Source organism: Streptomyces sp. CB00316 (assembly GCF_001905595.1).
GTDB lineage: Bacteria > Actinomycetota > Actinomycetes > Streptomycetales > Streptomycetaceae > Streptomyces.
In genome coordinates, this window is the sequence record NZ_LIXI01000005.1 from 272276 (window position 1) to 298875 (window position 26600).

The window sequence follows — 26600 nt, forward strand, 5'->3', positions numbered from 1 at the left end:
GGTGCGTGACGATGACGGGCATCGGAGGCGGTACGGCGGTGGGCGGTACGGCGGTGGGCGGTACGGGAGGTGTCCTGCGATGGCCGGTGAGAGCACGGACTGCGGTACGGGAACGTCGGGCGGCGGGGAACCCGAGGCGTCGGACAGTCTGCGCACCTTCGGCGCGGTCGTCCAGGCCTTACGCGAACACGCGGGCCTGAGCCGGGAGGAGTTCGGCACGCTGGTCGGCTTCTCGAAGCACACGGTCGCCTCGGTCGAACAGGGCCGGCGGATGCCGGACCCCGACTTCGTGGAGGGAGCGGAGCCGCACCTCGGCAACACGGGCGCGCTGCGGGCGGCGGCACCGCATCTGTCGCGGAAGGCGGGCCTGGCGAGCTGGTTCCGGCAGTGGGCCCGGCTGGAGGCGGCGGCGATCAGCCTGTACACGTACGAATGCCGGGTGGTGCCGGGCCTGTTGCAGACGGAGGCGTACGCGCGAGCCGTCTCGCTGAACGTGCCGCCGATGCCGGACCCGGAGGAGCTGGAACAGCGGATCGCGGCGCGGCTGGCCCGCCAGCAGCTGCTGGCGGTCACACGGAAGCCGCCGACGGCGTTCAGCTTCATCGTAGAGCAGGCGGTGCTGGAGCGGTGCACGGGCGGGGAGGAGGTGACGCGGGAACTGCTGGACCACCTGGTGGAGTTGGTGGAGCGGAACTGGAACGTGGAGGTGCAGGTGATGCCTACGCGGCGGGTGAGCCACGCGGGGTTGGATGGGCCCTTGCAGCTGGCCGAGGCGCCCGAACACCGCTGGTTCGGCTACTCGGAGGGACAGAAGAACGGTCGACTGATCGCTGACCTGAAGGAGATCAGCGTGCTCCAGCAGCGCTATGCGAAACTGCGCTCACAGGCCTTGTCCCCGGAGGAATCCCTGGGCCTGCTGAAGCGAATGCGAGGAGCGCTATGAGCACGTCCGAACTGGCCTGGTTCAAGAGCAGTTACAGCGGCTCTGAGGGGGACAGCTGCGTCGAGGTGGCGCAGGGTACGCAGGCGATCCACGTCCGGGACTCCAAGGACCAGCGGAGCCCCGAGCTCGCCCTCTCCCCTTCCGCGTGGGACGACTTCGTCACGTACGCCGCGCAGAGCTGAGCCTCACGCCGTGCCCCCGCACCGGAGTTGTCCGGGGCGGGGGCACGGTCGTTCAGGAGGTGGGCGGCGTCCACTTCCCCTGGTCGATGGCCGCCTGGAGGCGCGCGGAGAAGTGAGCGTGCGCCTCACGCATCTCTTCCTCGCGGTTGGCCTTGTAGAAGGGGGCGGTGTAGCCCTCGGGGGGCTCAGGCCGTTCCTTGTTCTGGTAGGCGAGGAAGTGTTCGTAGTGCTCTTTGGTCTGGCCGAAGCCGTAGGTGTAGCGGTTGCCCGCGATCTTCCGTTCGTTCGCGTCGAACCAGGTGACGGAGTCGAAGTCCTGCATGATCGGGAAGCGGGCCTTGTACATGGCGACGAGTGCGTCGGCGCTGACGCCGAGCCAGACGGCGACGAGCGCGTCGATCTCCACTAGTGCGGCTCGCCGCGCTCGTTCGGTGCGCAGAGGGGTGTTCCGGGTCCACAGCGGGCCCACCGCGTGCAGCGGTTGCAGCTCGGGCCAGCCACAGGCCCACGGCTCGTAGGCGGGCCAGGTGGTGTCGTACAGCTCCTCCCAGAGGTCCGCGTAGGCGTTGGTGAGGCAATTGAGACGGAGGGTACGGAGAAGCAGGGCCGAGGACAGCGGATGGCCCGGAGAGGGCGCGGGCATGATCTTGGCACCCGCCACCCGGAGGTCGCCCCGTCTGGTAGTGCGGAGGACGTAGTCGATGGGCAGAGCGGACCAGAAGCCTCCCGTAAGAGCCGTAAGCGCTTGGTCTGCGAGGCTCATGCTCTGGATCTGGTCCACATGAGCGGGACCCGGGGGCAAAAGTGCTGCGTACAGCGCCCGTTCCGTGTCCGGCGCGATCTGGCGACGCCACGCCACCCGGTAGAACTCCGTATACGGCCGTCGCAGCCGACGCAGCAGCTCCGCCTCCACCTGTTCCTCAGTGACCTCCGACGTCTCCACCCTGAAACGCCCAGCCGCCGCGTTCCGCGCCCGCGTCACCTCACGCTCGGACGCCTTGAGCTGCTCCAGGGTCCTGCCGTCGCTCCACACGTCCTGCGCGGCCTGGTACACCTCGGGCTTCGCGACGTACGCGTACTCGGACTCGGGCACGGCATCGTCCGCGAGGGTCATCGGGTTGAGTCCCAGGACCTCGCCGCCCCCCTGGCTTGGCTGCTTGAACATGGAGTTGGCCAGGCCGATCTGCGGGCCCTTGAGAATTACCTCGGACCAGTCGGCCGGCCGACGGACCACGCTCGCGCCATCCGGCGTGTTGTACCCGATCAGATCGTCGTCCTTGGCTGTCTTTTCGTTGTAACCGCTCGTGATTTGCGGCTCGTGCGCAGCAAGGCGCAGCGGGTAGTCAGCCAGCGCCTTGATCGCCTGTTCCTCCGCCGTACTTACTGGCGAAAGCAGCCTAGCCTGGCGTACGGGCTGCGACTGGTCGCCGGTGAGCTTTTGCCACCCGGCGAGCATCAACTCGTCCACGCGGACGATCCGCTTGCGATGCGGGCGTTCGTCCCAGCTGTCGCCGTAGCGAACCCCGGGATCGGGAGCCCTCCCATCGTCGTCCGCCGACAGGCGCAGCGCGTCTACGGAGAAAAGCCACGACAGGTGGTCGAAGCCAATCTCGCCCGCCTGACCGTAGACATGCACACCGAAGTGGCTGGACCGGCCGACAGGCGGCGGGAAGAACCGGTTACCCGCGTTGACGAAGTCACCGTGTACGCGAAGCCGCATGTACGCGGCCTCCCGCAAGCGCCCTTCCTTGTCGCCGCTGAAGTGAGAGTCGGGGTGGACAAGCCCCACCGTTCCCTCATCAGCCAGGTGCGCCCAGGTGCGGCACATGAACGCCCGGTACAGGTCAGGCCGGGTGCCCGAGATCAGCGGATACACCACGGCGCTTCCGAGGACCTCCGCCGTCCCCGCAGTCGCGGTCAGGTCTCGCAGGTAGGCCCAGCGATGATCCGCGTTCGCCAGAATCTCGCTCTTGCGTTCCCTCCGAGCCCCAGCCGCCTGCTTCTCACTCAGCTTGAACCACGGCTCGACCTCCGCCAGCACCGCAGCTTCGTCCCAATCCGGCCTCACCCAAGGCGGGTTCCCCACCTGGAGGTCGAACCCGCCCCCCGCCCCCCGGAACACGTGCGCGAAGTGCAGCTCCCAGTGGAAGAAGCCGTGGCCGTCCTCCGCCCTTATGTCCTTCTCCGTCGTGCCCGCGATGTCCTCGACCGTGTTCAGCCACGGGTAGCGGAACGGCAGCAACCCCGCCGACCGCATCCCGAGGAAGCCCTCCAGGCGGTCCTCCACATCGCCCAGCAGCTCCAGCGCGTCGTCAGGGCTGAGCTTCTCGATGCCCGAGAGCAGCGACTGCTCCGGCATGTCGGACGTACCGAGGACGGCTTCCAGGAACTCCAGCCAGTCGCCGAAGCTCTGGAGCGGCACGGTCTGCCGCTCCGGCGGGCGGGGGGCTCGCACCGGCCTCCTGGCCGCCGGGGTTCTCCGTACGGCTCCGCCCGAAGAGGCCAGCGCCTCGCCCAGCTCGTCCTGCTCCCCGTCCGGGTCGTCGAACAGTCCGGCCGTACTCCACAACTGGTCCCCTGGCGCGGAGCTGGACGCAGGCTCGACCGAAGCCACTGGCTCCACCGGCACGGCGGCTTCCCCTGTCCCGCCCAGCAGCCCCGGCACCGACGACTCATCGACGAGCGCACCGCCCGTGTCGTACACCGGTTCGGTGCCGTCGAGTTCGCCGACCCGGTCCAGCGGCCAGAACCACAGCGCGCACCACGCGTCCATGACCGTCTTCAGCCGCCAGTACGGCGTGCCGTGGCGGGTCAGGTCGTCCAGGACCTTCTGCTTGTCCTCTGCCTCCGTGGGCTGGTCCAGCCAGTCCGCGCCCCAGACGTCGACGCGGCGGGCGACCGCCCGCTCGGAGAGTTCCAGCCGGGTCGCGACCAGTGACCACAGGAACTCGGCGCGCCGGGCCACGCCCTGGAGGCGGCCCAGCTCGGTCTTCTCCGCCGCCTTGCGCCATCGCTCGTACCGCTTGCGCCGGGCCTCGTCGCTCTCGTCGCCGCGCTCCTGGAACGGCTTCGGGCCCTTCGGGGCCTTCTGGACGCCCTTGCGCCACCGGCCGAGCGCCTTGGCCTCCTCCTCGGCGAGCTTCTTGGCCTCCGGTTCGGCGGCGACCGCGCCCCAACCGATCGCGGGCAGCAGGAACTGGTGCACTGCCCCCTCGGGCAGCGGGCCCTCCCGGAACGGCAGGTCCGTCGGCGGGAGCGTGTTCTTCCTGGCCAGCCAGCCGCCGCCCGTGAGGGTGTCGGCCTTGTAGACCTTGCGGCCCGCTCCGATGAGGGAGTTGCCGCGACGCAGGTGGAGGCCGAACCAGGGGGCCCGCATGCCGGGGTGCATGGAGTTGAGCCAGAGGGAGACCTCGGCCAGCTCCACGGCCGTGGCGTTGAGGTCCACGCCGTAGGCGTTGTGCAGGGCGACGTACGCCTTGGTCTTCTGGAGCTCGATCTGCCGCAGTTCGGGGTCCACCTTGCGGCCCAGCTCGCGTTCGCGGCGGCGCAGGTACTCGGCGGCGACCTGGTCGATGGCCTCGTTGAGGAACGCGCCGGAGCCCAGGGCCGGTTCGCAGATCTTCCACTCCAGGAGCTCCCTGGCCGGGGTGGTGGTGCCGTCCTGGTCCAGGCGGTGCCTCAGGGCCAGTTCGACGGTGACCTCGGTGAGGGACTTCGGGGTGTAGTAGGAGGCGGAGGTCTGGCGGTCGCGGCCGGCCAGCCGGTAGACGAAGGAGCCCCTGGGGTGGGCCACCCGTTCCTGGCGGCCGGTCTCCTCGTCGGTCCGCTTGACGAAGACGGCGTCGTCGTAGTCCTGGGCGCGGGAGGCGGGGACCATCCAGCTGCCGCCGGAGGGGTCGCCGCCCTTGGCGACCTCGTACAGCTCCTCCTCGGCGATGAAGCCGGTGTAGGACATCAGGCCCTCGTACACCGCGCCGAGTTGGTTGATGCCGAGCTGGGCGTACGAGATGAAGCCGCCGCGCTCCCTGCCCCGGCCCTTGGTGAGCATGAGGCGGCGCAGCACCTTGTGCAGTGTCTCGTTGCGCAGCCGGGTGTCCAGGAAGGGGCGGCGGCCGTCCGACCCGCCCTCCTCGTACGCCGGGTTCTCGATCTGGTCGTCCGAGATGAGGCGGACGGCCTTCTTGGTGAACAGTTCGGAGCGCAGCGCCTCGAAGCGCAGGCCCGCGCTGGTGGAGCGGGCGGCGGCGCGGCGGGTGCGGTCGGCCTCGCGGACCCGGTCGGTGTACTCGGCCTGGGTGATCGTGCCGGCGGCGAGCGACTGTGCCGCCTCGCTCTCGGCCTTCGTCGCCTCGCGGGCCGCCGCCTCCGCCGCGAGGTCCTCGGGCTCGGTGCCGTAGCGGCGGTGGCCGTTCTCGACCTTCTCGAAGAGCAGGTCGAGCGACTCGTACAGGTGGAAGCCGCGCCGGGAGCGCTCGCCGACGAGGTCGCGCAGGACGAGGTCGCCGAGGCGCTGGAGGCCGTACCCCTGCTCGTACTCCGGGTAGTCGGAGGGCAGGATACCGAGGGCGGGGCTGGCCTCCGCGTACAGGAGGAACAGGATGCGGTAGAGGTAGCGCAGCGACTCGCGGCTGAGTTCCTTGGCGAGCCGGGCCGGGTCGTCCAGGTCGGCGGGGGCGACGCCGTTCCCGGGTTCGCGCAGGCGGTCCAGGACCTCGTTGGCGATCCACTCCACGCTCAGGCGCAGGCCCTCGCGGAGTTCGGTGGAGACGCCGACGGCGTGTTTGCCCGAGCGGTCGAGGAAGGCGGCGAGCGGGGCGGTGCCGCCCTCGGCGGGGACGCGCAGCGAGTCGGCGCCGAACAGGGCGGCCAGGGTGTCGAGTTCGCCGCCGTGGCGGTCGTCGCGGCGGTGCAGGGCGGCGTCGAGGTCGGCGGCGAGGTAGCGGCCCTCGGGCCAGGCGAGGCGGTCGGCGAGGACGACCACCCCGCCGACGAGCAGGAGCACGTGGCGCGGGGGTGCGTCACAGGTGAGGAGGAAGTCGGTGAGGGCCTTGGCGTCCAGGAGGTCGGGGGCCGAGGTCTCCGTCTCCACCGGGTGGAGCAGGCGGCCGGCCCCGTCCGGGTCGAGCGCCGCGTCGGATTCGGTGGTCCAGCCGCAGGCGACCGCGTACAGACCGGGTTCGGCGTGGAGGACCTGGACGTCGTAGGCGCGGTCGGCGCGGTGGACGGTGACGGTCTGCTCGTGGGCGTCGGCGTAGCCGAGGGCACGCAGGGTGTCCAGGTGACTCTCGGTGTACCGCTTGCGCCGGCCCTCGGGTTCGGGCGCTTCGGGTTCGGCGAGCGCGGCGGCGTCCTGGGCGAGCGCGGCGCGGCCCGCGAAGTAGGGGCCGTGGAGGGCCCGCAGGCCCTCGCGGGGGGTGCGGACGCGCGGGGGCACGGCGTCGCGGTCGAGGCCCTCGCGGGCGGCTTCGGCCACCGCGTCGGCGTGGCGGCGGCGTTCGGTCTCCTCGAAGGCCGCCCAGCGGGTGAGGAGGCCGTCCTTCGCCTTGAGGTCCTTGGGGAGGACCTCGGCGAGGTAGTGCGGCGAGAGGTAGTCGCCGTGGTTGACCAGGGAGTCGTACGTCACGTCAGTTCTCCGCCTGCGCGTCGGACGGGTGGGCGGGGGCCGGGTCCGGGGAGCCGGTCGCGGTGGCCGGACCGGTTCCGGGGGCGTCCGGGGTGCCGGGGCGGTCGAGGACGGCGAGGACCCGCAGCAGCGGGCGGCCGGTGGTCTGCAACTGGTCCAGCAGGCGGGCCAGTTCGTCGGCGGTCTCCTCGACGAGGCGCTCACGCCGGTCGGTGACGCCGGGCAGCAGGGAGTCGGCGCGCCAGCGGGCGACGTGGGCGCGGTAGGCGGCGAGGGGACCGCTGATCCGCTCCTCCCACTGGGCCCGGCCCGCGTCCAGGTGGCGCCGGGCGGCGGCGACGGCGGCCGGTACGAGGGCCTGGAGCCGGTCCGGGTCCCGCGGGCCGCCGGTGCGGGCGAGCCTCGGGCCGACCTTCGCGTCGCGCAGCGCGTCGGCCATGGGGCGCACCTCGGGCGTCCCGGTGCCGTCGGGGCGGATGCCCGCCACGGCCATCCAGCGGACCACGGTCGGGCGGCCGAGGGCGTTGGAGTGGATGCCCTGGACGAGGAAGACCGGGCCGTCGACGTGCGGTGTGGTGATGACCGGGGCCTCCTGCCGGCCGAACTCGACCAGGACCTTGTCCGTCAGCCACTCCACCACCGGGTGGATGTCGGTGAGGAAGGAGACGTCGGGCCACATGGTGGTGCTGCTGTTCCTGGCCTCGTCGAGTTTGCGCTGCGCGAGGGCGCGGTCGGAGGTGACCAGCATCCGGTCGGCGACGCGCTGCTCACGGAGGTAGGAGGGCGGCAGGGCCTTGAGGCGGTGGAGCAGGTCGGGCGCGAGGGCCGGGGAGAGGGAGAAGTAGCCGCCGCCCTGGGCGTCGGTGCCCGACGCCAGGCCGATCAGGTCCCCGGCGCGCTCCTCGTACACCTCGTCGAGGGCGGTGGCGACGAAGTCGGCCGTGTCGCCGTCGAAGAGCGAGATCAGCTCGGCGCGGGCGGGCAGCTCGTGCTCGGTGACGGTGTCCACCTGGCCGAACAGGTCGGCCAGTGTGGTGTCCTCGGCGGGGTCGGAGTCCAGGAACTCCTCGACCGTGCCGCCCCTCACCAGCTCCTTGATGAGCCGGCGCTCCTCCTCCTCGGCCCGGTAGAGCCCGGACACGGCCTCGGCCGTGCCGTCCAGCTTGTGCGCCTCCTCCTCCCGGCGCAGCAGCTTCTCGGCGACCGTGCGGTCGTCCTTGGCGCCGGAGGTGGCCGAGGTGAGGATCAGCGCGTGGAACCGGGGCTCGTGCTTCTGCCCGTACCGGTCGATACGGCCGTTGCGCTGCTCGATGCGGATCAGGGACCACGGGATGTCGTAGTGGACGAGGTGGTGGCACTGGCGGTGCAGGTTGACGCCCTCGGAGGCGACGTCGCCGGTGAACAGCAGCCGGACGGGGGTGTCGGCGAGGCCGAACGACTCCAGGACCTTGGCCTGCTCCTCGTCGCTGAGGCCGCCGTGCATCACGGCGACCGCCTTCGACGTGCCGTCGGCGCCCACCGGGAGACCCAGGCGGGCCGGGACGACGTCGGCGAGCCAGGTCAGCGTGCGGACGCGTTCGGAGAAGACCACGGCCCGCGTGGCGGAGCGGGGGCCGACCCCGATCTCCTTGAGCTGGGCGACGAGGGCGTCGAGCTTGGCCGAGTCGCCGGGTGCGGTGCCGTCGCCCATGCCCGCGATGATCTTCTGGAGCCGGGCGAGCGCGGTCTGCTCGGTGGCGATGGCCGGGTCGGGCCGCAGCCCCTTCTCCCCGGCCCTGCGGACCCGGTCCGTGAGTGAGGCGACACGGTTGGTGACCGTCTCGCCCAGGGCCATGTGCGAGGACAGGAAGGTCTTGAGCAGGTTGTAGGCGAAGACCGGCTCGACGGCGACCGAGACGGGGTCCTGGGCCGCCGTACCGAACTCCGTGCTAGTCGGCGGGGTGGGGATCCAGTGCTCGGCCAGCTCGGCGAAGACCCGTTCCTCCGCCTCGGTGGCGGCGCAGTGGAGGGAGACGGTGGGGCCCCGGTCCGGCCATTCGGTGCCCATCTCGTCCCGGACCTCGGGGCTGATCTTGGTGCGCCGGATGTAGAGGTGGCCGAGGTCCTCGGCCGGGTCGTAGTGGTCGCGGTCGGCGATGGCGGCCGGGTCGAGCAGGGAGATCAGGTCGGCGAAGGACCGCTTGTCGCCGTTGTGGGGAGTGGCGCTGGCGAGCAGCAGGGCGTCCGTGCGCGGGGCGAGGATCTCGGCGAGGGCGCGGCGCTGGCTGCCCGGGTTGATCAGGTTGTGGGACTCGTCGATCACGACGGCGTCCCAGCGGATGCGCTCCAGGTGGTGCCGGTACCGGCCGATGTTCTTGAGGGTGTCCACGGAGATGATCACGCGCTTGTAGTGCGTGAACGGGTTCCGGCCGGCGGGCAGTTCGCGCTGGACACGCTGGATGCCCAGGGAGTCGAGCCGTACGAGGGGAATGGAGAACCGGGTCCACAGCTCGTGCTGGAACTGCTCCAGGATGCTCTGCGGGGTCACGACCAGGATGCGTTCACCCCTGCCCCGGCGGATGAGCTCCGCGAGGGTGAGGCCGATCTCCAGGGTCTTGCCGAGACCGACGACGTCGGCGATGAGGACCCTGGGGCGGAGGTTGCGCATCGACAGGGCGAGTTCCGCGGGACGCTGCTGGTAGACGAGCGGGTCCAGCAGGAAGCGGTCGGCGAGCGCCAGGCCCCGTTCCGACTGGGGCAGCGGCGTCTTGCGCAGGGCGGCTTCGAGGAACAGGCGGCTGCGCCGGAAGTACGAGGAGGTGTCGGGCACGAGGCGGGTCTTCTCCGGGTCCAGGAGTTCCACCGCGTCGATGCCGCTGAAGAAGACGGCTTCCTCGTCCCGGACGAACTCGGAGACGCCGACGGCCTCGATCCGCTCCCCGTCGTGGTCGGTGGTGATGGTGTTGCGGACCAGCCACTCCTCGTCCCGTACGAGGATCTGCGCGCCCGGCGGGAACCGGGTCCCCTCCTGCGTCGCCCCCTGGTCGGTCACTCGCGGTCCCTTCGTCTGCCTCGCGTCGTACGCTCTCGCCGCCGCAAGTCTGTCACGGGGGAGGAGGGGGTCGTACGGGATCGGGCGGGAGGACCGCGACCTCCCGGACCGTGCACCGCGCCTGCCGGAGGAGGGGGCGGCGGCTGCTCAGAAACGTGCCTCGCGGGCGTACTCGGCGCGCATCCCCTCGGCGATCCTCAGGGGTGCGGCGGGCCGGATCGCGGTCACCCGGCCGCGGGGGCGCCGAGGGGTGTCCGGCCGCGCGGGCGTGGACCCCGGGCGGTCGGCGGCGTCGGCCCCCGGGGCGTCCTCGTCGAGGCCCCCGTACGCGTCGTCCTCTCCGTCCGCCGCCCGCTGCCCGGCTCCGGCGGAAGCGGGCGCACCTGCTCGTTCGTCGTCCTCGACCGCCGCCTGGTCGACGGCCGCCGGCGTGTAGGCGCCGGCTTCCGCCAGGGGTACGGGGGCCGGTGCGGGGAGTTGCGGCACGATGATCTCGGGCGTCAGGTCGGTGAGGCGGCGCTTGGCCTGGAGGGCGGTCAGGCCCTGTTCGCGGATGACGCGCACCAGCCGCTCGATCACCTCGGTCAGGGAGGGGCGGGCGCCCGGGTCCGACGCCAGCATGTCCGTGATCAGCGGTGCGAGTTCGGGCGGGGCGCCCGCAAGGTCGGGAGGGGTCGCCGGGTCCTCGATCTTCAGGGCGACGGCCTGCCAGGTCGGTCCCTCGTACGGGTAGTGCCCGGTCACGGTGAAGAGCAGCACCGCGCCCAGCGCGTACACGTCGGCGGAGCGGTCCAGCCGCTGCTCGCCCCGGGCCTGCTCCGGAGGCATGCACAGGACGCTGCCGACGACGTACCCGGTGGCGGTCAGGGCGGTACGGCGTTCCGCCAGAACGGCGAGACCGAAGTCGATCACCTTGGGCCCGTAGGGGGCGAGCAGGATGTTCTGCGGCTTGAGGTCGCGGTGGAGCAGCCCCGCCTCGTGGACCGTGCCGAGGCCCTCGGCGAGCAGGGCCCCGAGGCTGGCGGTCTCGGCGAGGGGCAGGGGGCCCTGGCCGGTGACCAGGGTCCGCAGGTCGGGTCCGGGGACGTACTCGACCGCGAGCCACGGCCGGTCGGCGTCGGCGTCGGCACCGACGAAGGCCGCGACGAAGGGGCCGTAGACCGTGCGCAGGCTCTCCACCTCGGACAGGAAGCGGGCCCGGGTGTCCTCGTCGAGCACGGAGGACTTGATGACCTTGACCGCGGCCTGGTGGCCGGCCGCGGACTCGCCCAGGAACACCTGGCCCATGCCGCCGGAGCCGATCCGGCACACGAGGGTGAACCCTCCGATCTCCTTCGGGTCGTCGTCCCTCAGCGGTTCCACGGTGCCACGCCTCCCCCCTCACGGCCCGCCGCCCCGCGGTTGGACGCGGTGGACCCAGCGGGACCGGGCAGCAGTCTATGCAGCTCCTCCGTCGCCCCGTGCGGCCTTCTCTGCGCCCGGGCGGGCCTGGGGCGACTCGACCGTGTGCGCGAACCACTCCAGGACGCCGCCAAGCTCCTCCCCGTGTTCGGCGAACACGTCCAGCGGGAACGCGGGACGCAGGTCCAGCTTGGCCGCCGCGAGGTCGATGCCCTCCACGGCGTTCAGACGGGCCATCAGCTCGCGCCTCAACTGCTCGTCGTCGAAGGGCGGTCGACGCTTGAGGTGCTGGAAGACCACTTCGGCGGTGCCCGTCACCGGGTACAGGGCGAGGGGCCACAGCGAACGCGCCCGGGAGCCGCCCAGGGACAGCGTGGGGAAGCAGCTGGTCTCGCTCCTCCTCCCGTAGTCGAGCGTGCCGCCGCGTCCCGTCCAGAACCGCAGGCAGGCGAGGACTCCCGCGACCGTTTCCGGCGTCTGGTTGTCGTGCAGCAGCTTCTCGAAGCGGGTGGCCGCGGGCTCCCCGTCGCTCGCCGGTCGCTCGGGGTCCCGAGCGGGTGCCTCGCTCTCGAAGTCGTCCTTGCCGGCCAGTGTGGCCAGGTCGGACGCCGTCAGCCGGTGGGACCGGCGGGCGCGGCCCCGTCCGTCGAACGGCACGCCTTCGCGCTCCAGCACCTCGCGCGGACCGGAAGCACCCGTGTGACCCTCCGGCCAGCGGAAGCCGGACGAGACCTTTCCGTCCGCCGTCAGCACCCGGTGGGCGCCGTGCAGGGCGGGCCTGGTGCCGATGTGGTTGCCGACCGCGACGGCGGAGGTACCGACAAGGGCGGCGAGGTCGCCGTAGGTCGTCCAGGTGCCCGCCGGCATGCTCAGCAACGCCTGGCGCAGCTCGCCCCAGCCGGCCCACTCGGCATCGGCGTGGACCACGCCGTCGAGGGGGCCCGGCCACAACTGCAGCGCCCGATCGGCCAGTTCGTCGGCGCGGGCGAGGATCTCGGCCCTGCCCCAGCGCTCCACGCCCGCGATGCTCTGGTTCATCCGCAGCGCGCTGGAGTCCAGGATCTGCTGCTTGCGGCGGAAGGGGTGGTTGGAGAGCCTGGCGTTGTCACCGGAGAGGGTCAGATTACCGAGCGTGTGCACCAGTTGGGCGTGCAGCTCCTCCGGGCTCCCGCTCTCCCCGGCCTCCTCGGCGAGGAGGTCGAACCACTGCTGGGCGGGCTGCTGCGGCAGCACGTGCTCGACGGTGAGCTTCGCCTTGGTGAAGTCGACCGGCTCGCGGGCGCCGTAGCTCTCCTCGAACCGTCGCAGGACCTCGAACCGCTGGTTCGACCGGCCCGACTTGTAGAAGGGACGGCCGCGGATCGACTCCCGCGTCGTCGCGTCGGAGGGCCAGACCCGGGTTCCCGTCTTGATGGACAGGGCGTGCCGTACGGCGTCGGCGAGCGGGCGCCCGTGCTCCAGCTCCCGCTCGACCTCCTTGGGCAGTTCCATGAAGGTGCGGTTGTTGCCCGTGGTGGAGTTGCCGGCGAACAGGCGCCGCACCAGATAGCTCTCGGCGTAGGAGAGCGCGGTGGCCACTTCCCCGGGCGCGCAGCGACCCTCGTCCAGTCGGTCGAGCAGGAGGAGTGCCAGCGGGTAGTGCGTCTGACCGCTCCAGCGGGCGAGGCGTTCCAGGACGTCGCGCAGATCCGGGTCGCTCTCCCGCCACGGCTCGACGATCCGCATGAGGCGGCCCGCGCGTACCCGCAGCCGGAGGACCTCCGCCTCCAGCGCCGCCTCGTTCGAACTCAGCGGTTCGAGGCGCTTCTTCTGGTCCCGGTAGATCTCGCTCTGTTTGGCACGGGTGTCGCCGCCGACGACCAGGTCGAGCCAGACGAGAAGCTCCAGTCTGGCCGGGCCCAGCAGTTCCTGCATCGGAAGCCACAGGTTGCGGTAGACGGTCTCGCCGCGCTTGGGCAGACACATGAAGAGGTAGTTGCGGAGCAGGTCGCTCTGGCTGAGACCGACGCCGGTGTTGTTGATGGACTCGAAGATCCGGTAGACGTTGTCGCCTTCGGCGGCGGTGATCGACACGATGGAGAGGAGGTCCCGGAGGACGGACTCCACCGCGCGGACCCATTCGTCGCCGGCGCCCTCCTCCCCGGCGCCCTCTTCGCCCTCGGTCAGGACGGCGAGGAAGAACCGGTAGGCGCCGCCGATGTTGCCCGGGCCACCGGCCGTGGGCAGGGAGTCCACGCAGGCGACGAACGCCTCACGGTCGGCCTGCGTCGGCAGCAGGCGGTAGTGGTCGGTCCCGTCCTGGTAGCTGTTGACCAGGATCAGGTCGTGGATGCGGGCGGCCTTCTTCTCCCGGCCCCGGGCCCGGTGCCGGTCCCGCAGCGCGGTGAAGGCGAGCATCAGCGTGGTGAGCCGCTGTTGACCGTCCACGACGAGCCAGCGTTGCATCCCGCCGGCCGCGACCCGTTCCGGCGCGAGCACGACCGACCCGAGGAAATGCGCCGCCGGCTCGTTGCCCGCCCGTTTGTCCTCGACGAGTTCCAGCACGTCGTCCCATAACTGACGCAGTTCGTCGCGCTGCCAGGTGTAGGTGCGTTGATAGAGCGGAACCTGGAACTGTGTCTCGCCGTGGACCAGCTTGCTGAACGTCGTCTCCTGCGCGTGCACGCGGGCTTCCTCCCCGTATCTCGCTTCGCCAACCCGTCATTGTGCCGGATGCCGCGACCGACGGAATCGACGACGACAGGACCGGTACCGCCCACCACGGCGCGGAATCAGCCGACCAGGGCCGGACCTCCGTGCCGACGTGGTCACAGACCGCGTTCGCCCCTCAGTCCCTTCGACTCCCGCCTGCGCCCACGGGTCCTGCGGGACACGGGGCGGGAGACGCGGGCCCGGTTTCCCCGAGTCCGCGTCCGCGCGGCAGGTGGGCCCGGCGATCGGCGGGCGGATCGACGGGCGCGTCCCAGGCGCGCTCCCCCGTCAGCCCTTCTCGCGCGGGCTCTTCTCGATGACCCGACCGTCCAGGTGGGCGGTGAGGTAGGCGCCGCCGTACTTGTCGGAGACGTAGACGCGCAGCACCGGGCGGTCGTCGTGGAAAGGCGACGACGGGTCCACGATCACGTAACTGCTCTCCGGCTCCGGGATGTCGAGGCTCGTCCTGGCCGTCCGCAGCAGGGCGGGCAGGGCGTCCCAGTCGACGGAGTCCAGGTCGACCGCCTTGTCCCCGGACATGAGGGTGCCGCCCATGTCGTCCTTCTTCGCCTGCCCGTCCCGGTAGCTGAACCGGTCGTAGAGGCGGGAGTTGAACTTCAGCGGCGCCTGGGCGGAGGCGTGCTCACCGTAGAGGGTGAAGTCGGTGACCTTCGTGCCGCCCATCAGCGGCTTCAGCGCGGCGATGGCCTGCCGTGCCCCTTGCGGGGTGAGCAGGTCGGTGGGGGCATCCGGTCCGTCGTCGTCCGCCCCGGACCCGTCGTCGTCCGCGACCGGTCGGCCGGCGGCGGTGGGCGGGGCGGCGCTCCGTCCGTTCGCCGGGGCGCTCGCCGTGGTGTCGGGGCGGTTGCTCCCCTTCGAGCCGTCGTCGCCGCCTCCGCCGCGGAAGAACGACGGGTCGATCACGTAGAAGACGCCCGCCAGCACCGCCGCCGAGACGACCGCGGAGGCCGTGCCGATCACCCGGGTGCGGCGCCGGACGCGGTGTCCGCGCTCCTCGTCGTCGCCCAGGACCGTCGGAGAGGCTGTCGGGGCGGTAGCAGGGGTGGTCGCCGGGAAGGTTGCCGGGCCGGCGTACGGATTGTTCGCGTACGGGGTGTGCGCGAAGGGGCTGTTCGCGTACGGGGGGCGCGGCTGGCCGACGGGGGTGGGGGTGGGGAAGGCCGGAGGGTGGGCCGGCTGGGTGGGCGACGCGGTGGCCGGGGCCGGTCCGTAGGCGCTCCTGGGGTCGGGGGCCGGCTGGGGCCGCGCCGCCTCCGCCAGCATCCGGTCCAGGGCTCCGGCATCCGGGCGGGCCGGGATGTCCCGGGTCAGGAGCGCCGTCAGTACGGGGGTCAGCGCCCCGGCCCGTACCGGCGGGGGCACCTCCTCGTCGAGTACGGCGGCCAGGGTGGCGAGCGTGGTGGCCTTGCGCAGCGGGTGGTGGCCCTCGACGGCGACGTACAGCATCATGCCGAGCGACCAGAGGTCCGAGGACGGGTCGCCCTCGGTGCCCCGGATGCGCTCGGGGGCTATGAAGTCGGGCGAGCCGATCAGGGCACCCGTCATCGTGAGGCTCGTCGACTCGCGGATCGCGGCGATGCCGAAGTCCGTGAGGACCGGGCGGCCGTCGGTGCGCAGCAGCACGTTGGCCGGCTTGACGTCGCGGTGCTGGATGCCGGAGGCGTGGGCGGCGTTCAGGGCGGAGAGGATGCCGCGCCCCAGCTCGGCGGCCTCGGCGGGGTCCATGGGCCCTTCGGCCAGCCGGTCGTGGAGGGAGGAGCCGGCCACCAGCTCCATCACGATCCAGGGGTAGCCGTCCTCGCCCGGGTCGACGATGTGGTGGACGGTGACCACGTTGGGGTGGTCCAGGCGGGCCAGGGCGCGGGCCTCGCGCAGGACCCGGGCGCGCAGGGTGCGGGCGCCCTCGGGGTCGTACTCCGCCAGTGCCGGGTCCGGGGGCCGGACCTCCTTGAGGGCGACGTCACGATGGAGCGCCTCGTCGTGGGCCCGCCACACCATGCCCATGCCGCCGCTGCCGAGCCGCTCCACCAGGGTGAAGCGGCCGTCGATCACCCGTCCCGAGGGGGCCTTAGCGCTCATGCGCCGTAGCGTACGGGTGCCGTACGACAAGGGGGAGCCGGGGCCGGGGATCGATGCGGGGCCGGTCAGGCGGAGGCGCGTTTGCGGGGAGCGGCCGTCTTCTTCTTCGTGGTGCTCCGGGAGCCGGACGATGTCTGCTTCTTCGCCGAGTTCGCCGAGGACGAGCCCTTGGACGAGGACGAGGACGCGGACGAGGTCGACTTGGATGCCGTCTTCTTCTGCGCCGTCTTCCCGGCCGTGGAGGCCGTCGACTTCTTCGTGCCCGTTGACTTGGGCGTGGACTTCTGTTGGGTCGTCTTCTTGGCCGTCCGCCCGGACGTCGTCTTCTTGATGGGGTGGATGTCCGCCATGTCCCCCTCACTCACGTCCTCGCCCCGGGACTCCTTCGCCGCTCGGACGCTGCTCTCCAGGGCCGCGATCAGGTCGATGACCTTGCCGCCACCGCCGTCCTTCGACTCGGACGGCTGTACCGCCTCCCCGGAGGCCTTCGCCGCGATGAGCTCCTCCACCGCCTCCCGGTAGTCGTCGTGGAGACTGTCCATGTCGACCTCGCCGAGGGTGTCCATCAGCGCGTCCGCCAGGTCGAGTTCGGCGTCGCGGACCGTGACGTCGCTGTCCGGGGCGACCCCCTCGGGGGCCCGGATCTCGTCGGGCCAGAGCAGGCCGTGCATCGCGATCACGTCGTCGACGACCCGGAGCATCCCCAGCCGTTCGCGGCCGCGCAGGGCGTACTTCGCGACGGCGACCTTGTTGCTGCGCTTGAGCGCCTCGCGCAGCAGGGTGTACGGCTTGGCGGCCGGGACCCCGTTGGCGGAGAGGTAGTACGCCGCGTCCATCTGGAGCGGGTCGATCTCGTCGGCGGGGACGAAGGCGACGATCTCGATGGTCTTGGCGGTGGGCAGCGGGAGCTGGGCGAGATCCTCGTCGGTGATCGGGATCATCGTGCCGTCGGCGTCCTCGTAGGCCTTGCCGATCTCGCCGCCCGACACCTCCTCCTCGTCCAGCTCACAGACCTTGCGGTACCGGATCCGGCCCCCGTCGGCCAGATGGATCTGGCGGAAGTGGATCGAGTGGTTCTCGGTGGCGTTGACGAGCTTGATCGGGATGCTGACCAGCCCGAAGGAGATCGCGCCGTTCCATATGGATCTCACCGTTCACCCCTTTTGACCGTTAAGGACGGTTGAGCAGGTTCTCACCCGATTCGTGTGACTCTTATCGTATGACGCCGATCACGGAGGTGGAGGGGCGGCGCCTCTCGCTCAGCAACCTCGACAAGGTGCTGTATCCGGCCACCGGGACCACCAAGGGCGAGGTGCTGCACTACTACGCGGCCACCGCGGCGGGCGCGATCCTGCCCCATCTGCGTGACCGCCCGGTCTCCTTCCTGCGCTATCCCGACGGGCCCGAGGGGCAGCTCTTCTTCACCAAGAATCCGCCGCCCGGTACGCCCGACTGGGTGCGCACCACCCCCGTGCCGCGGAGCGAGGACCCGGGCGCCCGCCAGGTGATGGTCCAGGACCTTCCCGCGCTGATGTGGGCGGCCAATCTGGTGGTGGAGTTCCACACCCCGCAGTGGCGCGCCCAGGCCCCGGGGATCGCCGACCGGATGGTCTTCGACCTGGACCCCGGCTCCCCCGCGACGATCGTGGAGTGCTGCGCGGTGGCCCTCTGGCTGCGGGAGCGGCTCGCCGCCGACGGACTGTTCGCGTACGGGAAGACGTCCGGCTCCAAGGGCCTGCATCTGCTGGTCCCGCTGGAGCCGGCCCCGTCCGCCGAGGTGTCCGCGTACGCGAAGCGGCTCGCGGTGGAGGCGGAGAGCGCCCTGCCGGAGCTGGCCCTGCACCGGATGAGGCGCGCCCTGCGGGCCGGGAAGGTCTTCGTCGACTTCAGCCAGAACTCGGCGTCCAAGACCACCGCCACCCCCTACACCCTGCGGGCCAGGCCCGAGCCCACCGTCTCCGCGCCGGTCACCTGGGACGAGATCGAGGAGTGCCGAGAGCCGGAGGCGCTGGTGTTCCGGGCGGAGGGGATGGCCGGGAGGCTGGAGCGGTACGGGGACCTGCTCGGCCCCCTGCTCGACCCGGAACGGGCGCGGCCGCTTCCGGCGCACTCCCCCTGATCCACGGTCGGCACACAGGGATTCACAGCCAATGCACGGGTCCTCTTTCGGCCGTCCCGTCATGACGGGGTCATGACCTGGTCACGGCCGGAGGAAAGGCCACAAGTGGCGGGTGGATTGTCGGAGCCGTGGTGCACACTCTGCGCAGGCGCATTCTTCGGGAGGCGCGCAGGGGCATGGGGAACAGGTGTGCCGGAGACGGGTGGAGCTCCCGGACGCCGCCGTGACGTGGGGAGGGGATGGCGTGTTCTCGGGGATCGATGAGGTCGACTGGGCTTCGATGGAGCATGCCTACGGGCCCGCCGACGACGTGCCGGTGCTCCTTCGGGGGCTCGCCTCCGCCGATCCGGCGGAGCGGGAGAGCGCGCTCGACGGGATGTACGGGGCCGTGCACCACCAGGGGGACGTCTACGCCTGCACCCTCGCGTGCATCCCCTTTCTCTTCGAGCTCGCCGTGGACCCGGACGTGCAGGACCGGGGCAGCGTGGTCGAGCTGCTCACCAGCATCGGCGGCTTCGATCTGGACGAGGACGACGACGAGATCGACGAGGACGAGATCGAGGGCGCCGCGAACTACGCGATGGCGGCGGCCGCGGTCACCGCGGGGGCGGGGGTCTTCTTCGAGCTGATCGCCGACGAGGACCCCGGGGTGCGGCTGGCGGCCCCGCTGGCGCTCGCCACACTGCACCGCCACCCCGTGCGGGTCCTCGATCTGCTGCGGGAGCGGCTGCCGGCGGAGCCCGACGAGGAGGTGCGGCTCGCCCTCGTGGAGGCGGCCGGGCGGGTCGCCCTGCGCCACCGTCCGCTGGCGGGGCGGGTGGCCCAGTGGCTGACCCTGCTGGTGGACCGGGAGCGCGCGCCGGGGCTGCGGCTCGCCGCCCTGGCCCAGCTGGCGCGCTGTTCGCCCGACGCGCTGCCCCGCGATGTGGTGCCCGTCGTGTCGGGGCTGCTGCGCGAGCTGCGTACGGCCCCGGGCGGCGCACCGGAGTCGGACCCGGAGACCGAGCCGGAGGCCGACGCCGAGGCGGAGCCGGAGACCGACCCGGTCGGCTGTCCGGACGTCTCCCGGGCGGAACAGGCCGCGGCGCCGACGCTCGTGGGCCAGTTGCGCGCGCTCTCCGCCCAGGACAGCGCCGGGCGCGGCGCCCCCTGGTCCGCCGACCTGCTGCGCACCCTGCACGTCGGCCTCGACGACCGGGTGGGCGACCGTACGGCGCTCCTCATCGACCAGCTCCGCAGCCCCGACCGCTGGCAGCGCATCGACGCCGTGCGGATGAGCGGCGGGCTGATGCGGGCCTGGCGCGGCTCCTACGGGGAGCTGGTGGCGCTCGTCGGCGATCAGCTCGCCGACCCCGACCCCCGGCTGGCCGAGGCGGCCTCGCACGTGCTGGAGGAGCTGTTCTCGCTGGCCGCCCCCACGGCGGACGCGCTGGCGGCCCGGCTGGCGGCCGATCCCGGCGGCTGGGTGAGGGAGTGGGCCAGCGGTCCGCCGGGGCTCGGCTCCACGGTGAAGGCGCTGGCCCGGCTGGGCGACGCCCGCGCGGTGCCCGCCCTGGCGGCGGCCCTGGAGCTGCCGGAGGTGCCGCACGACGTGGGGTTCGCGGTCGCCCACCTCGGGCGGGCCGCCCGCCCGCTGGCCGCGGCGCTGCGGCGCAGGCTCGCCGGGGTGGCGCTGGACGAGGGTGCGTACGACCGGGCGAGCCCGCTGCTGGCCGGGCTGACCGGGCTGCGGGCGGGCGAGGCGACGCCGGAGGTGCTGCGGGTGCTGCGCGGCGCCCCGGAGTACCGGGGCGAGTGGCTGCGTACGGCGGCGCTGCGGGCGCTCGGCTCGTTCGGACCCGCGGCCCGGGAGGCGGTGCCCGAGCTGCGGGCGATGCTCCGCCGGCCCGGGACGGCCACGGAGGCGGCCGAGGCGCTCTGGGCGGTCGCCGGGGACCGGGACGCGGTGCTGCCCGTGCTGACCGAGGGGCTCGGGTCGGACCAGGTGCACGACCGGCGGGCGGCCGCGGCGGCGCTCGGGGCGCTCGGGCCGCACGCGGCGGCGGTGGCGCCCCGGCTGCGCGGGCTGCTGGCCCACGACGAGCTGTGGCTGCGGGTGGACGCGGCGATCGCGCTCTGGGAGGTGACCGGCCGGCCGGAGGAGAGCACCGAGGTGCTCCTCACCGCCTGGGAGAAGAACCGCCATGTCCGCGTCCGGGTGGCAGAATGCCTGGCACGGATGGGTCCGGTCGGCCCGGCGTCGACGGCGGCACAGGTGCTGCGCGCCGAGCTCTCCTCCGTACGCCGTCACAACGCGCTGGACGGCGGGTACGGCAGCCATGACACCTACGAGGACGAAAAGCTCCTGGCGCTGTGCCGACAGGCACTCCGGGGGACGGGGAAAGGCAGCACGGCATGATCATTTTCGGTACCAAGGGCTATCTGTACCAGCTGGCCATCCTGACGATGGTGTGCGGCTGGTGCGGCAATCCGGCGGCGCACACCCTGCGCAAGCGGGTCACGAAGTTCACGCTGTTCTTCGTCCCGCTGTTCCCGTTCTCGACGAAGTACGCGACGCAGTGCACGTTCTGCGGCGGGGAGCAGCAGATATCGAAGGAGCAGGCCGACCAGCTGCTCGCCCAGCACGCGGCGGGTCCGGACGGCGGCCACGGGCAGAACCCGCAGCAGCCGGGCTTCACGCAGCCGGGGCAGAACCCTTACCAGCGCTGAGGCCGCCCACGCGGCACCAGGCCCCGTAAGGGTACGAAGTGGGCATTGCGCACGGTCACGTCCTAGGGTGTAGGCCCCCGGTCGTCCAGGAGAAGGGCCAGCCGTGCGCCCGGTCCGCGTCCCCGCCGTCGCGTTCGCCGTGGCCGCACTCGCCCTGCTCTCCGGCTGCGGTGCGGCCGGCGGGCTGGAGAGCGCCGGTGAGGCCCCCTCGGCGGTGGGGCCCGCCCGCCTGTGGCCGGACCTGCCGCCCGCGTCGGCCGCCCCCTACGACTACGGCGAGGGCGAGACCGCCCGGATCCCCGGGGTCACGGTGCCCGGCGGCGATGTGCGTCGGCTGGACCCGGTCGCGGTGGCGCAGGCCGGACTGAAGGCCAGGACCGACCGGGACAGCGGGCTGGACGAGCTGCCCGACGCCACGGTCCGGCAGATCCGCGCCTGCCGTACGGCACCGGACGACTGCCCGGTCCTGACCCCGTACCACTTCGACCTGACCGGCGACGGCAGGGACGAACTGGTGCTCGGCATCCGGATGCCCGGCCGCCAGCTCGCCGTACGCGCCTACCGGGCCGACGGGGGCGACCGGGGCGGGCTGACCCGGATCATGTCCACCTCGGACGCCGTGATCAGCGTGGAGCTGGCGGGCCGGGACCTGATCCTGCGCGCCCCTTCGGCGATCTCCGGGTACGAGTACCGCACCGCGTGGTCCTGGGACGACCGGCAGCAGGCGATGCTGGCCACGCGGGACGAGATCCTGCGGGCGCCGGAGCGGCGCGAGAACCGTACGATCCCCACGCCGGACGGCTCCGGACCCAGCCGTTCGGCGACGGGCGGCCGATGAAGCGGCGCCGGTTCCGCACCCCCGCCTGGGCCGCGACCCTCACCTGGAAGTCCGCGGTCTTCCTGACCGTCATGTGCTGCACCCTCGCCGCCCTCCTCGGCGTCCTGGTGCACACCGCGGTGACCCGGCAGACGGTCTCCCACGCCCGGGAGAAGGCGCTGGACCGGCTGGAGGTCGTCACCGACGCGTACGAGGCCGGGGAGCCGCTGCCCAGGGGCTCCGGCATCGACCCGCCGGGGCTGCCCGCCTCGCTGCGCGCCCTGGCGGCGAACGGCGAGCGCGGCACCATGGTCGCGGACGGCCCGCACCGGCCGGGCGATCCGGACGGGCGCGGCGGCCCCGCGATGTGGGCGGCGGGCCCGGCGGACGGGCGGGCGCTGGCCACCTGGACGGACTACAGCCACAGCGCCAACACCATCGCGGGCCTCGACCGGGCGATCATCGGCTCCTCGCTGCTGGCCATCGCCGCCACCCTGGTCGTCGGCCTCTTCGCCGTCGGCCGGGTGACCCGCAGGCTGCACCAGACGGCCCGGGTGGCCCGCCGGATCAGCGCGGGCGACCTCGACGCCCGGGTCGGCGACCCCCGTACGGCACGTCCCGTGCGCGGCCAGGACGAGGTGGCGATCGTCTCGGGCGCCCTGGACACCATGGCCTCCAGTCTCCAGCGCAAGCTCCAGACGGAGCAGCGGTTCACCGCCGATGTGGCGCACGAGCTGCGCACCCCGCTCACCGGCCTCTCGGCCGCCGCCGAGCTGCTGCCGCCGGGACGTCCGGCGGAGCTGGTGCGGGACCGGGTGCGGGCGATGCGGTCGCTGACCGAGGACCTGCTGGAGATCTCGCGCCTGGACGCCCGGACGGAGCGGGTCGACCTGGCCGTACACGACCTCGCCCCGCTGGTGGAACGGGTGGTGCGGGCCTCCGGCACGGACACCGAGGTGCGGGTCGCCGATCCGGTGCCCGTGGAGACGGACCGGCGGCGGCTGGAGCGGGTGCTCGGCAATCTGGTGGCCAACGCCCACCGGCACGGTGCCGGGCCGGTGGTGCTGGGGGTGGAGGGCGCGGTGGTCTCCGTACGCGATCATGGCGCGGGCTTTCCCGCGTACCTCCTGGAGGGCGGTCCGCAGCGGTTCCGCACGGACGGCGCAGGCAAGGGCCACGGACTCGGGCTGACCATCGCGGTGGGCCAGGCCGCGGTGATCGGGGCGCGGCTGGAGTTCCTGAATCCCCCGGACGGCGGGGCGCTGGCCCGGCTGACGCTGCCGCAGTACGTACGCCTCGGCGAGGGAGATTCCGCCGGGAACACGGGCGACGGGGGCACGGGGACCACCGGTTCGGCCTGACATCACGCACAGTGCGCGTTGCGGACTCTCCGTGTCCAACCTAGCGTGACGAGGGCGAGATCATCTCGCGCCCCCCACGGCCCCCCTTCCTTTCCATGGAGGCAGCATGTCCCCCCTGTCCCGCCCCTCGCGGTTCCGCCGGATCGGTCTCTGCGTCGCCACCGGCGCCCTCGCGGCGGTCACGGCCGCCGCTCCCGCTCTGGCGGCGGACCCCCAGCCCGTCGACCACCGAGGCGAGGCCCACACCTCGGCCCCGGCCTCCGACGAGCTCTCCGCCTCGGCCCTCCAGCGCGAGCACGAGGCCCGCCAGGAGGCGCAGACGCAGAACCAGGCCAAGCCCCAGGCCCCCAAGCGGACCTACAAGGGCCGGGTCATCGCCAAGCCGTACCTGCTGCTGCGCGACAAGCCGACCCGCAGCAGCAAGGTCGTGGGCTCGGTCGAGTACGGCACCGTCGTCAACATCTTCTGCAAGACCACGGGCGACAACGTCGACGGCAACAACCGCTGGTACCTGCTGACCGACGGCACATGGGCCTGGGGTTCGGCCCGCTACATCGAGAACATCGGCGCCGCGCCGCGCTTCTGCTGACCGCGCCACCCGTCGTACCCCTCCGCCCGGGGAGCCACCGGCTCCCCGGGCGGACGCGCTGCGACATAAGGGAAATACGGCACACCTCTTGCTACGTTGCGCTCCATGACCGCAACGACGGCGGACGCTCCCCCGCCCGAGCTCCGCCTGCCCAGACGGCGCGGGGTCGAGCTCTCGCTCCTCATCGGGGCCGTCCTCATCTCCGTCTACGGTTACGCGGCCGTCGGCCTCGCCCATGACGGAGCCGTGCCCCCCGACGTCGCCGGTTACGGCGCCGGGCTCGGCATGCTCGCCCTGCTGGCCCATGTGGCCGTCCGCTTCCGGGCCCCGTACGCCGATCCGCTGCTGCTGCCGATCGCCGTCCTGCTCAACGGGCTCGGCCTGGTGCTGATCTACCGGCTCGACCTGGAGACCCCGCGCGACCAGGCCGCGCCCACCCAGCTGATCTGGTCCACGCTCGGGGTCGCGCTCTTCGCCGCCGTCGTGGTGCTGCTCCGCGACCACCGGGTGCTCCAGCGCTACGCGTACCTCTCGGTCGCCACCGCGCTCGTCCTGATGATCGTGCCGATCTTCTTCCCGGCCGTGAACGGGGCGAAGATCTGGATCCGGATCGGCGGACTCTCGTTCCAGCCGGGCGAGTTCGCCAAGATCCTGCTCGCGGTCTTCTTCGGCGCCTACCTGGCCGCCAACCGCAACGCGCTCGCCTACACCGGCCGCACGTTCTGGAAGCTGCAACTGCCCACCGGCCGGGTGCTCGGCCCCATCGTGGCGATCTGGCTGCTCAGCGTCGGCGTGCTGGTCCTGGAGCGGGACCTCGGCACCTCGCTGCTCTTCTTCGGACTCTTCGTCATCATGCTGTACGTGGCGACCGGCCGGACCGGCTGGATCGCGGTCGGGCTGCTGCTCGCCGCCGTCGGCGCGTTCGTCGTCGGCTCGTTCGAGCCGCATGTGCACAGCCGGGTGCAGGACTGGCTGGATCCGTTCGCCTCGATCGACGCCGGCCGGGGACCCGGCCAGCTCGCCCAGTCGCTGTTCGCGTTCGCGGCGGGCGGCATGCTCGGGACCGGGCTCGGGGCGGGCCACTCCATCCTCATCGGCTTCGCCGCCAAGTCCGACTTCATCCTGGCGACGGCGGGCGAGGAGCTGGGCCTGAGCGGCCTGACCGCCATCTTCCTGCTGTACGCGCTCCTCGTGGCGCGCGGCTACCGGGCCGGGCTGGCGCTGCGCGACCCGTTCGGGCGGCTGCTGGCCATCGGTCTCGCCTCGATCCTGGCGCTCCAGGTGTTCGTGATCGCGGGCGGGGTGATGGGGCTGATCCCGCTGACCGGGATGGCGATGCCGTTCCTGGCGCAGGGCGGCTCGTCCGTCGTCACCAACTGGGTCATCGTGGCGCTGCTGATCCGGCTCAGCGACGTCTCGCGCAGACCGGAGCCCGAGCATGTGGAGACAGGGGTCATCGCGAGTGCCGTGGGTCCGGTGGGCTCCGCGGGCTCCGTGGACCCCCGGGGCTCCGCGGACCCCCGGGGCTCCGCGGACCCGATGGGCTCCGCGGACCCGTCGGAGGAGGACCGGTGATCCGCTACATCCGGCGGGCCGCCGCCCTCTGTCTGCTGCTGCTCGTGGCACTGCTGGTCAACGCGGCCCGCGTACAGCTCTTCGAGGCCGAGGAGCTGGACGACAACCCGGCCAACCGCCGTACCACCATCGCCCGTTACGACCAGCCACGCGGCAACATCCTGGTCGGCGACCGGGCCGTGACCGGCAGCAAGGAGACCGGCGAGCAGCTCAGCTTCGAGCGCACCTATCTGCACGGACCGCTGTACGCGCCGGTGACCGGGTACGCCTCGCAGACGTACGGCACGACACTTCTGGAGAACGCCGAGGACGGCGTCCTGTCGGGGACGGACTCAGCTCTGGCCCCTCTCCCCTTCTGGAACGAGTTCACCCGGGGCCGGCAGCCGGGCGGCAACGTCGTCACGACGATCAAGGAGTCGATGCAGCGCGCCGCGTACGCCGGACTGAGCGGTCGGCGGGGCGCGGTCGCCGCCCTGGAGCCGTCGACCGGCAAGATCCTGGCGCTGGTCTCGACCCCGTCGTACGACCCCGAGCGGCTCTCCGGCACCGGCCCGGCGGTCACCGAGGCGTGGACCCGGCTGAACGCGGCCAAGAGCCTGCCTATGCTCAACCGGGCCATCCGGCAGACCTACCCACCGGGCTCCGCCTTCAAGATCGTGACGGCGGCGGCGGCGCTGGACGCCCGGGTGGTGCAGGACGCGGACGCGTCCACGGACACCCCGTCGCCGTACGTCCTGCCGAACACGAGGACGGTTCTGCCCGACGAGGCCACCGGCTGCGAGAAGGCCTCCCTGGCCGATGCGATCCGGGCCTCCTGCAACACGGTGATGGCGCATCTGGGGGTGGAGGTCGGGCTGGAGGGGATGGCGGAGGCGGCGGGGCACTTCGGTTTCAACGAGAAGGGGCTGCGGATTCCGTCCGGGGTGGCGCGGAGCAACTTCGACACCGACATGAGCGAGGACCAGCTCGCGCTCTCCTCGATCGGGCAGTTCAACACGACGGCGACCCCGCTCCAGATGGCGATGGTGGCCGCGGCGGTGGCGAACCACGGCGACCTGCGGTACCCGTACCTGGTGGACCGGGTGACCGCCGCGGACGGGGACACGGTCCAGCAGCAGGGGCCGCGCTCCTTCGACCGGGCGATGAGCCCGTCCACGGCGGTGCAGCTCCAGCGGATGATGGTCGACGTGGTGGAGAACGGCACCGGGTCGAAGGCGGCGATCGACGGGGTGAGGGTCGGCGGCAAGACCGGCACCGCCCAGCACGGCGTGGACAACTCCGGCCTGCCGTACGCCTGGTTCATCTCCTGGGCCCAGGCCCCGGACTCCGGCCGCCCGGCCGTCGCGGTGGCCGTGGTGGTGGAGGACGCGGCGGCGGACCGGGCCGACATCAGCGGCGGCGGCAGTGCGGCTCCGATCGCCCGGGCGGTGATGGAGGCGGCGTTGGAGGGCTGAGGGGC

General features: G+C 72.3%; 16 protein-coding genes. 10 read left to right on the plus strand and 6 right to left on the minus strand.

Going from position 1 to position 26600, the window contains the following annotated elements; genetic code table 11:
• The first annotated feature begins 79 nt into the window (after nt 1-79).
• Nucleotides 80-943: a helix-turn-helix domain-containing protein gene (locus AMK21_RS15810; protein WP_073878357.1), complete on the plus strand. Its 864-nt coding sequence runs from the start codon at nt 80-82 to the stop codon at nt 941-943.
• Entirely contained in the window at nt 940-1125 is a 186-nt protein-coding gene (locus tag AMK21_RS15815; RefSeq protein WP_073878359.1) for a DUF397 domain-containing protein, read from the plus strand. Before AMK21_RS15810 ends, AMK21_RS15815 begins: the two co-directional genes overlap by 4 nt.
• 52 nt (nt 1126-1177) lie before the next feature.
• On the opposite strand, the gene AMK21_RS15820 is transcribed toward AMK21_RS15815, so the two are convergent.
• From AMK21_RS15820 to AMK21_RS15845, 6 genes are all read right to left on the minus strand, one after another.
• A complete protein-coding gene (locus AMK21_RS15820) occupies nt 1178-6748 on the minus strand; it encodes a hypothetical protein (protein ID WP_073878361.1) in 5571 nt (1856 codons plus the stop codon).
• Nucleotide 6749: 1 nt separating this feature from the next.
• Nucleotides 6750-9779, minus strand: a complete 3030-nt coding sequence (locus AMK21_RS15825) for an SNF2-related protein (RefSeq protein WP_073878363.1) — start codon at nt 9777-9779, stop codon at nt 6750-6752.
• Between the two features lie 147 nt (nt 9780-9926).
• Nucleotides 9927-11141, minus strand: a complete 1215-nt coding sequence (locus tag AMK21_RS15830; RefSeq protein WP_073878365.1) for a serine/threonine-protein kinase — start codon at nt 11139-11141, stop codon at nt 9927-9929.
• Nucleotides 11142-11216: 75 nt separating this feature from the next.
• Nucleotides 11217-13844, minus strand: a complete 2628-nt coding sequence (locus tag AMK21_RS15835; RefSeq protein ID WP_073878367.1) for a GmrSD restriction endonuclease domain-containing protein — start codon at nt 13842-13844, stop codon at nt 11217-11219.
• Between the two features lie 315 nt (nt 13845-14159).
• Complete coding sequence (locus AMK21_RS15840) at nt 14160-15971, minus strand: serine/threonine-protein kinase (protein WP_234421951.1); 1812 nt, start codon at nt 15969-15971, stop codon at nt 14160-14162.
• Nucleotides 15972-16036: 65 nt separating this feature from the next.
• Nucleotides 16037-17122 (minus strand): Ku protein, encoded by a 1086-nt coding sequence (locus AMK21_RS15845; RefSeq protein WP_073878371.1) that lies wholly within the window; start codon nt 17120-17122, stop codon nt 16037-16039.
• Between the two features lie 68 nt (nt 17123-17190).
• On the opposite strand from AMK21_RS15845, the gene ligD reads away from it, so the two are divergent.
• From ligD to AMK21_RS15885, 8 genes are all read left to right on the plus strand, one after another.
• On the plus strand, nt 17191-18090 hold the full coding sequence (gene ligD, locus AMK21_RS15850; RefSeq protein ID WP_073878373.1) for a non-homologous end-joining DNA ligase: 900 nt from the start codon (nt 17191-17193) through the stop codon (nt 18088-18090).
• Between the two features lie 244 nt (nt 18091-18334).
• Nucleotides 18335-20488 (plus strand): HEAT repeat domain-containing protein, encoded by a 2154-nt coding sequence (locus AMK21_RS15855; RefSeq protein ID WP_073879157.1) that lies wholly within the window; start codon nt 18335-18337, stop codon nt 20486-20488.
• The gene (locus AMK21_RS15860; RefSeq protein WP_073878375.1) at nt 20485-20799 is read left to right on the plus strand and encodes a zinc-ribbon domain-containing protein; all 315 of its coding nucleotides are present in this window, start codon (nt 20485-20487) and stop codon (nt 20797-20799) included. The genes AMK21_RS15855 and AMK21_RS15860 overlap by 4 nt, the downstream gene beginning before the upstream one ends.
• 103 nt (nt 20800-20902) lie before the next feature.
• Nucleotides 20903-21637, plus strand: coding sequence for a hypothetical protein (locus tag AMK21_RS15865; RefSeq protein ID WP_073878377.1), 735 nt, complete (start codon nt 20903-20905; stop codon nt 21635-21637).
• Nucleotides 21634-22977 (plus strand): sensor histidine kinase, encoded by a 1344-nt coding sequence (locus AMK21_RS15870; RefSeq protein ID WP_073878379.1) that lies wholly within the window; start codon nt 21634-21636, stop codon nt 22975-22977. The genes AMK21_RS15865 and AMK21_RS15870 overlap by 4 nt, the downstream gene beginning before the upstream one ends.
• Before the next feature lie 106 nt (nt 22978-23083).
• A complete protein-coding gene (locus AMK21_RS15875; protein WP_073878381.1) occupies nt 23084-23566 on the plus strand; it encodes an SH3 domain-containing protein in 483 nt (160 codons plus the stop codon).
• Nucleotides 23567-23671: 105 nt separating this feature from the next.
• Nucleotides 23672-25141 carry an FtsW/RodA/SpoVE family cell cycle protein gene (locus AMK21_RS15880; protein WP_079181172.1) on the plus strand — a complete coding sequence of 490 codons (1470 nt, stop codon included), beginning with the start codon at nt 23672-23674 and terminating at the stop codon, nt 25139-25141.
• Nucleotides 25138-26595, plus strand: coding sequence for a penicillin-binding transpeptidase domain-containing protein (locus AMK21_RS15885; protein WP_073878383.1), 1458 nt, complete (start codon nt 25138-25140; stop codon nt 26593-26595). The genes AMK21_RS15880 and AMK21_RS15885 overlap by 4 nt, the downstream gene beginning before the upstream one ends.
• Nucleotides 26596-26600: the final 5 nt, after the last annotated feature.